Source organism: Streptomyces turgidiscabies Car8, assembly GCF_000331005.1.
GTDB classification, from domain to species: Bacteria; Actinomycetota; Actinomycetes; order Streptomycetales; family Streptomycetaceae; genus Streptomyces; species Streptomyces turgidiscabies.
Genome location: NZ_AEJB01000526.1, coordinates 1 through 10,043, shown reverse-complemented (window position 1 = coordinate 10,043; position 10,043 = coordinate 1). Strand labels below are relative to the sequence as shown.

Annotated in this window: 10 protein-coding genes; 4 read left to right on the top strand and 6 right to left on the bottom strand. The window is 70.5% G+C overall.

Annotation, left to right across the window (positions count from 1 at the left end; genetic code table 11):
• Window positions 1-56: 56 nt before the first annotated feature.
• Window positions 57-1,874, bottom strand: a complete 1,818-nt coding sequence (locus STRTUCAR8_RS38440) for an RICIN domain-containing protein (RefSeq protein ID WP_078507443.1) — start codon at window positions 1,872-1,874, stop codon at window positions 57-59.
• A gap of 212 nt (window positions 1,875-2,086) precedes the next feature.
• Here STRTUCAR8_RS38440 and STRTUCAR8_RS38435 point away from each other — a divergent pair, with 212 nt between their 5' ends.
• Window positions 2,087-3,133, top strand: coding sequence for a LacI family DNA-binding transcriptional regulator (locus STRTUCAR8_RS38435; protein WP_006381744.1), 1,047 nt, complete (start codon window positions 2,087-2,089; stop codon window positions 3,131-3,133).
• A 34-nt stretch (window positions 3,134-3,167) separates the two neighbouring features.
• Here the strand turns inward: STRTUCAR8_RS38435 and STRTUCAR8_RS38430 are convergent, their stop codons facing one another.
• The 3 genes from STRTUCAR8_RS38430 to STRTUCAR8_RS38420 all read right to left on the bottom strand — a co-directional run bounded on the left by STRTUCAR8_RS38430 (window position 3,168) and on the right by STRTUCAR8_RS38420 (window position 4,563).
• Window positions 3,168-3,356: a hypothetical protein gene (locus STRTUCAR8_RS38430; protein ID WP_044473599.1), complete on the bottom strand. Its 189-nt coding sequence runs from the start codon at window positions 3,354-3,356 to the stop codon at window positions 3,168-3,170.
• A gap of 64 nt (window positions 3,357-3,420) precedes the next feature.
• Window positions 3,421-4,008: an ArsR/SmtB family transcription factor gene (locus STRTUCAR8_RS38425; RefSeq protein ID WP_006381742.1), complete on the bottom strand. Its 588-nt coding sequence runs from the start codon at window positions 4,006-4,008 to the stop codon at window positions 3,421-3,423.
• A 78-nt stretch (window positions 4,009-4,086) separates the two neighbouring features.
• Window positions 4,087-4,563, bottom strand: coding sequence for an Lrp/AsnC family transcriptional regulator (locus STRTUCAR8_RS38420; RefSeq protein WP_006381739.1), 477 nt, complete (start codon window positions 4,561-4,563; stop codon window positions 4,087-4,089).
• 146 nt (window positions 4,564-4,709) lie between these two features.
• Between STRTUCAR8_RS38420 and hppD the strand changes: the two genes are divergently transcribed.
• Window positions 4,710-5,855 carry a 4-hydroxyphenylpyruvate dioxygenase gene (gene hppD, locus STRTUCAR8_RS38415; RefSeq protein ID WP_006381746.1) on the top strand — a complete coding sequence of 382 codons (1,146 nt, stop codon included), beginning with the start codon at window positions 4,710-4,712 and terminating at the stop codon, window positions 5,853-5,855.
• 42 nt (window positions 5,856-5,897) lie between these two features.
• Here the strand turns inward: hppD and STRTUCAR8_RS38410 are convergent, their stop codons facing one another.
• Window positions 5,898-7,307, bottom strand: a complete 1,410-nt coding sequence (locus STRTUCAR8_RS38410) for a tetratricopeptide repeat protein (RefSeq protein ID WP_006381741.1) — start codon at window positions 7,305-7,307, stop codon at window positions 5,898-5,900.
• A gap of 92 nt (window positions 7,308-7,399) precedes the next feature.
• Between STRTUCAR8_RS38410 and STRTUCAR8_RS38405 the strand changes: the two genes are divergently transcribed.
• Window positions 7,400-8,806: an FAD-binding oxidoreductase gene (locus tag STRTUCAR8_RS38405; RefSeq protein WP_006381743.1), complete on the top strand. Its 1,407-nt coding sequence runs from the start codon at window positions 7,400-7,402 to the stop codon at window positions 8,804-8,806.
• 17 nt (window positions 8,807-8,823) lie between these two features.
• Here STRTUCAR8_RS38405 and STRTUCAR8_RS38400 read toward each other — a convergent pair whose 3' ends face one another.
• A complete protein-coding gene (locus STRTUCAR8_RS38400) occupies window positions 8,824-9,345 on the bottom strand; it encodes an SsgA family sporulation/cell division regulator (protein ID WP_044473601.1) in 522 nt (173 codons plus the stop codon).
• 288 nt (window positions 9,346-9,633) lie between these two features.
• Here STRTUCAR8_RS38400 and STRTUCAR8_RS38395 point away from each other — a divergent pair.
• On the top strand, window positions 9,634-10,043 hold a 410-nt coding region (locus STRTUCAR8_RS38395; RefSeq protein WP_158697486.1), incomplete at its 3' end, for a DUF2510 domain-containing protein.

Sequence of the window (10,043 nt, the reverse complement as noted above, 5' to 3'; positions counted from 1 at the left end):
CTCCCGACCTCACTCCCGTCCCGACCTCACCTCACCCGACCTCGTCTCACCTCAGCTCACTTGACCAGCTTCCAGTCCTGGGAGCCGTCCGCCGCCGCGTTCTGCAAGGTGAGTGGGGCTCCGGCGGACGCGCCGGTCAGGTACAGGGCCGTGTTCTTGAGTGACTGGAATCGGTAGTAGCCGTCGGCCGTCTTGACCAGGTTCCAGCTGCCCGTCGCGCTGTTGTCGACCCACTGGCCGATGCGCTGGCCGACCGTCGCGTTGCCGGTCCAGATGGACGCCGCGCGACCGCCCGACCTGTTCAGCAGGGTTGTACCGCCCTTGGGCTCGGTCACCACGTGCCAGGACTGGGTGGCCGGGTTCGCCGCCGCCCCGGCGTCCTCCAGGACCACGTCGGGCGTGTCCCCGTTGCCGAGGTTGGCGTCGTTGGTCTTGTTGCCGGTGCCGATCACCTGGCCGGTCTTGCGGTTCTGCAGCTGGTAGTAGGTGCCGGCCGTCTCGCCGAGGTCGACCTCGGCGTAGGCGATCGTGGACGCGCCCTGGTTGTTGAGGATCGCGACGCGTCCGGTGGAGTCGACGTACTGCAGGTTGCGGCTGTAGCCGGCCGGCGAGGTCGTCTGGTACTCCGTCCACACCCCGTCACTGCGCCCGCTCTCGTTGACCCAGACGTCGCCGCTGTTCGAGGCGTTGTACACCAGGCGTCCGTCGGGGATCCGGATGAGGACCGGGCTGCCGCCCGGCGAGAGGGGCTTGGAACCGGCGACGACCGGCAGCGCGCCGACGGACATGCCGGTCGGGGAGCCGCGGAAGAACTTCAGCGGGTTGTCGGCGATCACATAACGGGTGTTGGCCCCGCCGCCCCAGTACTCGAACGTGAGCAGCCATCTGCCGTCCGACGTGGCGACGACGTTGGTCATGCCCGGTCGGCCGCCGCCGATCTCCGTCTTGCCGCCGCCCATGTCCTGCTTGGACCCGGCGACGTCCACGACCGGGTCGCTCCACGCGGCGCCGCTGCCGTCCCAGGTGCGGTGGGCGAGGATCTGGCCGTGCGAGTCGGTGGCCGTGTCGTTCGCGGGGTCGAGGGTCGGGACGCCGGTGACCGGGTCGAAGCCGGTGTAGTCGTTCTCGTCGGAGTAGAAGCAGACCAGCTTGCCGCCGTAGACCATCAGGTACGGCTCCCAGAGGGGGTCCACCTGCCGGGACGTGTTCGCCGCCGCCACGTTCTGGCCGACCGCGCCCGCACTTCCGCCCTGCCAGCCCGCGGACGCGATGACGTTGACGACCTTCCAGCTCTTGCCCTCGTCGACGCTGGAGTACAGGGCGATCGCCAGATCCTTGCGGTCACCGTCGTTGTTCGGCGTCCAGTTGGGGTCGGCCGCCTTGTGCTCCTTGTAGTAGTAGTCGTCCCCCGACACGACACTCGCCAGCAGCAGGGTGCCCTTCTTCAGCGCGCCGACGTTCTGCGGAAGGACGTAGAGGTACGGGTTGGTCCAGTTGCTCGTGTACTTGGCGTACTTGGGGTCCGTGGAGAGGTACGCGGGAGCCTTGACCTCGGACAGCGGCTGCCAGCTCGTGCCCGCGTCGTCGCTCTTGTAGACCGGGAGGGTCTGGCCGTCGGCGCTGCCCGACTTGGTCACGACGGTGGACTTCTCGAACGACGCGACCAGCCGCCCGCCGGGCAGCTCCGCCGACTTCGGGTAGATCGCGCAGTTGCCGCGGCCCTTCAGGCACGGCTCGTTGCCGAGCTGGTAGAGGATCCCGCCGGTCGGGTCGTAGGCCTGCGCACTGGCCATGGGCACCACCAGCAGGGCGCCTGCCGCGACGAGACTCCCGAGCGCCTTCGTCAGCTTTCCTCTACTCTGCGTTCTCCGCATCACCGCTCCGATCACTGGGCCCCGATCCCACGCATGACTGCGTAGTCAGGCCGGATTCTGTTGCCCGGATCGAGCCGCCGTCAATACTTGTGTCACAGCTGTTTCCAGCTGTTTCCTAGGGATTACGGCTTCGATTGACGATTCGGAGCACCGGGCCGCACACTGTTCACGACGATTTTCTGACAGCGCAGTCCTGAAAAGAGGGAGCTTCGGTGGCTGGCACCCCAGGTCGTGACGGAGTCTCGCGGCCACCGGCGACGAGCACCGATGTCGCACGGCTCGCCGGCGTCTCCCAGAAGACGGTCTCGCGTGTCATGAACAACGAGCCGTACGTCCGTGAGGAACTCCGGGAGCGCGTTCAGCGCGCGGCCCAGCAGCTCGGGTACCGCCCCAACGGCGCGGCGCGCAGCCTCACTTCGGGCCGGAGCCGCCGACTTGGCGTGATCTCCCTCGGGGCCCGTCTCTACGGTCCGATGACCATGCTCGTCGCGATAGAGCGCTCGGCGCGCCGCCTCGGCTACTCGGTCAGCGTCGCCCACACCACCGAGGACGACGAGCACAGCATCGCGGAGGCCATCGACAGCCTCCTCGAACAGGGCGTCGACGGCATCGTGCTGTCGGAGGCGATCGACGAGGGGAGCCCCGTCAAGGTCTGGCTGGACGTCCCCATCCTCACCATCGGCCGCTTTCCCGGGCTGGTCGCCGCCCGGCGGATCCGCTCGGCGGAGAAGTCGGACCGCAGCGGGTATGTGGCGACCCGGCATCTCATCGACCTGGGACACACCGAGATCCGGCATGTCTCGGGGCCGGGCCAGTGGTGGGCGTCCCGTGACCGCGCGGACGGCTGGCGGTCGGCGCTGACCGAGGCGGGCCTTCCCGTGGCCGAGCCCGTCGCGGGGGACTGGTCCTGCGCGAGCGGTTACGAGGCGGGCCTGCGCCTGGCGGACGACGAGGCGATGACCGCGGTCTTCGTGGCGAACGACGACATGGCGATCGGCCTGGTCAGGGCGTTGCACGAGCGGGGCCGCCGGGTCCCGGACGAGGTGAGTGTCGTCGGGATGGACGACATCCCCGCCGCCCGATTCCAGCAGCCCGCGCTGACCACGGTGGCCCAGGACTTCGACTCGGTGGCGACCGAGGGCATCGGCTTCCTCGTCGACGAGATCACGAATCCCGGCTCGACCGAACGCGTTCTGCACGAGGTGGACCCGCCGCTGGTGGTACGGGAGTCCAGCGGGCCTCCGCCGAAGAGGCTCTAGGTCGCGGAGAGGCCCTGTCGCAGCGGGCCTTGGTTCAGGCGAGCCGGGGCTTCGGCGGCGCGGACGCCAGACGCAGGCCCACCTCTACGAGGGTCCAGCCGACGCGGGTACGCAGGTCCGGCGCGGGGCGCTTGGCGGCGAGGGCGAGCCGGTGGGCGTCGGCGTCGGCGCGGAGGCCGGCAGCGCGGAGGGTGTGCGGGGCGAGGTAGGGCTCGGGGTTCATCGGGCGTCAGCCTCTCAGGTCAGGGCAAGTCGGTTCAGGGCGGGGCAGGGCAGGGCGGGGCAGGTCAGGTCGTGTGCGTCGGGAAGACGTGTGTGTGGACGCGTACCGTCTCGGCTTCCGGGGTGCCCTCGGCCGGGGCGTGGGCGCGGTAGCTGTCGACGAGTTCGTGCATCCGGTCGATCAGTTCCATGGCGCTCTCGGGTGTCAGCCGTAGCGTCATGTCGCTCATGTCGGAGGAGCGCCGCCAGGCGTCGGACCAGTCGTTCGGGTTGCCGAGCCAGGTCGAGATCTCCCGGGTGTGCGTGTTCGCGACCTCGTGGATGAACAGATCGGCGGCGCCCCGGACGGCCGGGTCGGGGTCCTTGAGCAGGGCGTCGTCGAACTGCACACCTTCGTGGGCGGCCCGCCACCAGCGCTCCCGCCCCTTGCCGTGCTCCGGCGCGTCCTCGACGAAGCCGTGCGCGGCGAGCTGACGCAGGTGGTAGCTGGTCGCACCGCTCGACTCGCCCAGTTTCGCGGCCAGTTGGGAGGCGGTCGCGGGACCGCCACGGCGCAGTGCGTTCAGTAGCTGCATTCGCAGGGGATGGGCGAGACCGCGCAGTGAGCGGGCGTCGAGTACATGGGGTGTGAGTTCTGCGTGCTGCTCGGGCATGGGTACAAAGATAGCGTTGCAAAGAGATGCTTGCAACGGTTTCTTTGCAACTACTTCTTTGTAAGTCTGGTCTTTCCCTCAGCCCCCGTGCTCCCCCGCCGCCTGCTCCACCAGCGGGATGAACCGCAGCGGGACGGGGTTCTCCATCACGATCGCCGTGGCAGCCCGGACGATGCCGTCGAAGCCGACGACCCGGTCGATCACCCGCTGGAGGTCGGCGTTCGAGCGGGCCACCAGCCGGCACAGCATGTCCCCGTTGCCCGTGGTCGTGAGCAGCTCCAGCACCTCCGGCACGGACGCCAGGTGAGCCCGTACGTCCGGGCCCTGCCCCTGCCGGATCTGGAGCGTGGCGAACGCGGTGACGGGATAGCCGAGCGCCGCCGGGTCCACCTGCGGCCCGAACCCCCGGATGACGCCTTGCGACTGAAGCCGGTCGAGGCGCGCCTGCGCCGTCCCCCGTGCCACACCGAGTCGCCGGGACATCTCCAGCACGCCGATCCGCGGCTCCCGCGCCAGCAGCACGATGATCCGCCCGTCCAGCTCGTCGATCGCCACAGCAGCCTCCCTGAGCCCTCCGGGCCTTCCGCGCGGATGGTCATCCTGTACAGAAAGCCCGCTGATCCGTGCACTCCGCTGAACAGAATGCCCAGTGAGTACGCAAACTATTGCGCACCTTGCAAACCCGGCGCGACCCTTCACCCATGACGCAGACCACACACCACACTCCCGACACCGCCCGGCAGGCAGACCCCTTCCCGGTCAAGGGAATGGACGCCGTCGTCTTCGCCGTGGGCAACGCCAAACAGGCGGCGCACTACTACTCCACGGCCTTCGGCATGCGGCTCGTCGCCTACTCCGGACCGGAGACGGGCAGCCGCGAGACCGCGTCGTACGTCCTGGAGAACGGCTCCGCCCGGTTCGTGTTCACCTCGGTCGTCAAGCCCGCCACCACCTGGGGCCACTTCCTGGCCGGCCATGTCGCCGAGCACGGCGACGGCGTCGTCGACCTCGCCATCGAGGTCCCGGACGCCCGCGCCGCCCACACGTACGCCGTCGAACACGGCGCCCGCTCGCTGGCCGAGCCGTACGAACTGAAGGACGAGCACGGCACGGTCGTCCTCGCCGTGATCGCCACCTACGGCCAGACCCGCCACACCCTCGTCGAACGCACGGGCTACGACGGCCCGTACCTCCCGGGGTTCGCCGCAGCCGCCCCGCTCGTCGAACCGCCCGCCCGGCGCACCTTCCAGGCGATCGACCACTGCGTGGGCAATGTCGAGCTCGGCCACATGAACGAATGGGTCGGCTTCTACAACAAGGTCATGGGCTTCACGAACATGAAGGAGTTCGTGGGCGACGACATCGCCACCGAGTACAGCGCGCTGATGTCGAAGGTCGTCGCCGACGGCACCCTCAAGGTCAAGTTCCCGATCAACGAGCCCGCCCTCGCCAAGAAGAAGTCCCAGATCGACGAGTACCTGGAGTTCTACGGCGGTGCGGGCGTCCAGCACATCGCCCTCAACTCGGGCGACATCGTCGAGACCGTACGGACCATGCGGGCGGCCGGGGTCGAGTTCCTCGACACGCCCGACTCGTACTACGACACCCTGGGGGAGTGGGCCGGCGAGACCCGCGTCCCCGTCGACACGCTCCGTGAGCTGAAGATCCTCGTCGACCGCGACGAGGACGGCTATCTGCTGCAGATCTTCACCAAGCCGGTCCAGGACCGTCCGACCGTCTTCTTCGAGATCATCGAACGGCACGGCTCCATGGGCTTCGGCAAGGGCAACTTCAAGGCCCTCTTCGAGGCGATCGAACGGGAGCAGGACAAGCGCGGCAACCTGTAGGAACCGGTGGGTGGTCGGCCGGCGGGCCGGGCGGGCCGGATGTCACGGCTCGCCCAGTGCCCCCAGCGCCTCCCGCGCCGCCGACGCCCCCGCCGGTGAGAAGTACGGGCTGATCCGCAGCGCCTCCTCCAGATGCCGGCGCGCGGGGCCCGTCAGCCCCAACTCCCGCTCGATCATGCCCCGGTGGTACGCGTACAGCGCGCTGCGCACCTCGGCGCCGTGCTCCTTGTCGGTCGCCCGCCTCGCCCAGCCCAGCGCCTCCTCGCTCTTGCCCGACCGGTGCAGCGCCCAGCCCAGCGCGTCCGCGGCGTCGAACCCCGGCTGCCGTGCCCACTCCGCCCGCAGCCGCCGTACGGCCGACGCCGCGTCCCCGTGGTCCGCCTCGAACCGTCCGAGCAGCAACTCCCCGTCCACACCGCCCGCTTGCTCCTTCGCGACCCGCGCCCGCAGTGCCGCGTACTGCGCCTGGGCTTCCGCAGTCCGGCCCAGGGAGTCGTACAACTCGCCCAGCTCCAGCGCGTATCGAGGCGACGGCTGCTCGGCGAGGGCCGCCCGGTAGGCGACGAGAGCCTCCGTCGGCCGGTCCAGCGCGGCCAACGCCCGTCCCTCGCCCGCCCGTGCGGAACCCAGCCCGGGGTCGAGACGCAGGGCCGCCCTGAAATGCCGTAGCGCGTCGGCCGGTTCACCCCGCTCCCAGGCCAACTCGCCCGCCCGGTACTGCCATTCGGCCTCCTCGGCCGGGCTCGTGGCCCGCGCAGCGGCGTCCGACAGCGCCGCCTGCGCGTCCTCGCGGCGGCCCTGGTCCCGGTACACGCCCGCCGTCCGTGCAAGCACCGCCGGCATCGCGGCCCCGGAGCGCAGGCCCTGCAGCTGCTCCAGCGTCCGCCGGACCGCCTTGTAGTCGCCGAGGCCCGTGTACGCGTCCAGCAGCGCCGGGTACGACGTCCAGCGCTTCGGCGCCTGGCGCAGCGCCTCCTCGCCCCACTTCCGGGCGGCCGGGAAGTCGCGGCGCGCGTTCGCCAGCGCGGCCATGCCCACGAGCCCCTCGGCGTTCCGCGCCCCGCTCGCCGGGCGCACCCTCAGTGACGTACGCAGCGCCCGTTCCGCCCTCGGGAAGTCGGCGGCGTCCGACGTCCGCAGCCCGCGCTCCACATAGGCCGAGCCGAGCTGCGCCCAGGCCTGCCCGTCACGCGCGTGCGTGCGGACGTACGCCTCACGGTCGCCGATGAACACCCGCAGGTCGGGCAGCGCGGCGGGCACCCCGCCGGTCACCGCCCGTTCCGCCCGGCCCGCCGGACCCGGCGCGGACACGGCGGACGGACGGTCCGGGGGCAGCATCATCAAAGCGCCGCCGAGTACCGCACACCCCGCGAGTGCGGCGATCAACGGACGCGGGAGGACACGACCACGGCCACGGACACGAACACGCGCACGGACTCTCTCCATCTCCATGGCGCTCACTGTGCGTCAATACGACGACCGGATTCCCGTACCGAAACCTCCTCGCGGACGGGGTTCACACCGATGGCCCCGAGTGCGACGCTGTGATCATGAGCCGTATCCAAGCCGCACCCGACGAAGCCCAGGGCAACCTCACGGACCGGCTGCTCGCGGAGCTGCCGGCCGAGGCCGTGCTCACCGATCCGGACGTCACCGCCGCCTACGCCAACGACATGGCGAGCTTCTGCGAGGCGGGCAACCCGGCCGTCGTGGTCCTGCCGCGCACCGTCGAGCAGGTCCAGCACGTCATGCGCGTCGCCACCGAACTGCGTGTCCCGGTCGTCCCGCAGGGCGCCCGCACCGGACTGTCGGGCGCCGCCAACGCCTCCGAGGGCTGCATCGTGCTGTCGCTGGTGAAGATGGACCGCATCCTGGAGATCAACCCCGTCGACCGCATCGCCGTCGTCGAGCCCGGTGTCGTCAACGCCACGCTCTCCCGCGCCGTCAACGAACACGGCCTGTACTACCCCCCGGACCCCTCCAGCTGGGAGATGTGCACGATCGGCGGCAACATCGGCACCGCGTCCGGCGGGCTGTGCTGCGTGAAGTACGGCGTCACAGCCGAGTACGTCCTCGGGCTGGACGTGGTGCTGGCCGACGGGCGGCTCATGTCCACCGGGCGGCGGACCGCCAAGGGTGTCGCCGGGTACGACCTCACCCGGCTGTTCGTCGGCTCGGAGGGCTCGCTCGGCATCGTCGTACGGGCGGTGCTGGCGCTGCGGCCGCAGCCGCCCCGACAGCTGGTGCTGGCCGCCGAGTTCCCCTCGGCCGCCGCCGCGTGCGACGCCGTGTGCCGGATCATGGAGGGCGGTCACGTCCCGTCCCTCCTCGAACTGATGGACCGTACGACCGTCAAGGCCGTCAACGACCTGGCGAACATGGGGCTCCCGGAGACCACCGAGGCCCTGCTGCTCTGCGCCTTCGACACCCACGACCCCGGCGCCGACCTGGCCGCCGTCGGCGCGATCTGCGAGGCGGCCGGGGCGACGGAGGTGGTCCCCGCCGACGACGTCGCCGAGTCCGAACTGCTCCTCCAGGCACGGCGGTTGTGCCTCGTCGCGCTCGAAGCGGTCAAGGGCACGACGATGATCGACGACGTGTGCGTACCCCGGTCCCGGCTCGCCGAGCTGCTGGAGGGCGTCGAGCGCATCGCCGAGAAGTACCAGCTGACCATCGGTGTGTGCGCCCACGCGGGCGACGGCAACACCCATCCCACGGTCTGCTTCGACGCCCAGGACGCCGAGGAGTCCCGGCGGGCCCGCGAGTCCTTCGACGAGATCATGGCCCTCGGCCTGGAACTGGGCGGCACGATCACCGGGGAGCACGGCGTCGGCATCCTCAAGAAGGAGTGGCTGGCACGCGAGCTGGGCCCGGTCGGCGTGGAGATGCAGCGGGCGGTCAAGGCGGCCTTCGACCCGCTGGGCATCCTGAACCCGGGCAAGCTCTTCTGAACGACCCGGGCCGCGTGTCATACGTAGCCCTCCCCTTCGGGGGACTCGTCCGACGGCCACGGGTCGCGCAGCCACAGGTCATCGGCCGACGGGGGTCCCCCCTGTTCGAGCGAAGCCGAGAGCTTGGGGGAGGGGGAGAGCAGCTCGGCGAGGCCGTCGTCGATGCCGAGCTGCTCGACCTCAGAGCCCGGGGGGACCGCCCGCAGGGTGCGCTCCAGCCATGCCGACACCTGAGCGGTGGGCGCCTCCAGCAGGGCGTCACCGTCGGGTGAACTCAGCGCCATCAGGACGACGCTGCGCCCGTCGACCTTCGTCGGCCACACCCGGACGTCACCGTGACCGCACGGCCTGAACACGCCCTCGACCAGGAGTTCACGGGCGAACGTCCAGTTCACGGGGTTCTCGGAGCCGATGTGGAAGGCGATGTGGACGGCGAACGGGTCGTTGGTGCGGTAGGTGAGCCGGGCGGGCACGGGGATGCTCCGCTCCGGCGACAGGATGAGTTTCAGCTCCAGTTCCCGTTCCACCACGGTGTTCATCGCGTGGTTCATGGCGGGCCTTCCTCTCTCGTCGAACGTGTCCTGCGGTGTCGTGCGGGGCCCGCGGTGGGCCCGTACGAGGAGAGAGCGTGCGGAGGCGTCAGCATTACGCGGGTTCCGAGAGGTATTTCGGAGAAGTTTTTTGCGAACGGTGTCGGAGCCGTCGCGACGGATGGCAGAAGCTGTCACGAAGGGAGTAGGTACGGCCGGAGGGGCAGTAGGGTGTGCGCCGGTCTGATAGATGTGGGGCACCCCAAATGACCCCCGAGCAGATACGGGACGACGGACATGAGCGCCCCAACCCCGGCCCCCGGTGACGACAGGCCCCGCGAAGGGTATTACCCGGACCCGTCCATTCCTGGATATGTCCGGTTCTGGAACGGCACATCCTGGGTGCCGGGCACCAGCCGCCCGGCGCAGTCCGACGGCGCGCCCGCCGCGGCGCGGGTCGAGGAGACCGGGCCGCACTTCTTCGACGAGGAGCCGCGGAACCAGGCCGCCGAGCCGCGCCGGACGACCCCGGCCGAGGCCCAGCACGGCAGCCGGCCCGAACCGGCGTCCGCCTGGGGCGCCGACCGCTCGCACCAGTCCGGGTTCGGCGGCGACCGGGACCGCCATGTCTCCTGGGGCTTCCCGGCACCGGCCGCCGACCCGAGGACGGCCGACCCGAGGGCGGCGCACGAGCCCCCGGTCCAGCC

Bases quoted from the DNA above. Each gene is read 5' to 3' on its own strand.
- STRTUCAR8_RS38440 (WP_078507443.1), bottom strand. From the start codon at position 1,874: ATGCGGAGAACGCAGAGTAGAGGAAAGCTGACGAAGGCGCTCGGGAGT.
- STRTUCAR8_RS38430 (WP_044473599.1), bottom strand. From the start codon at position 3,356: ATGAACCCCGAGCCCTACCTCGCCCCGCACACCCTCCGCGCTGCCGGC.
- STRTUCAR8_RS38425 (WP_006381742.1), bottom strand. From the start codon at position 4,008: ATGCCCGAGCAGCACGCAGAACTCACACCCCATGTACTCGACGCCCGC.
- hppD (WP_006381746.1), top strand. From the start codon at position 4,710: ATGACGCAGACCACACACCACACTCCCGACACCGCCCGGCAGGCAGAC.
- STRTUCAR8_RS38410 (WP_006381741.1), bottom strand. From the start codon at position 7,307: ATGGAGATGGAGAGAGTCCGTGCGCGTGTTCGTGTCCGTGGCCGTGGT.
- STRTUCAR8_RS38400 (WP_044473601.1), bottom strand. From the start codon at position 9,345: ATGAACACCGTGGTGGAACGGGAACTGGAGCTGAAACTCATCCTGTCG.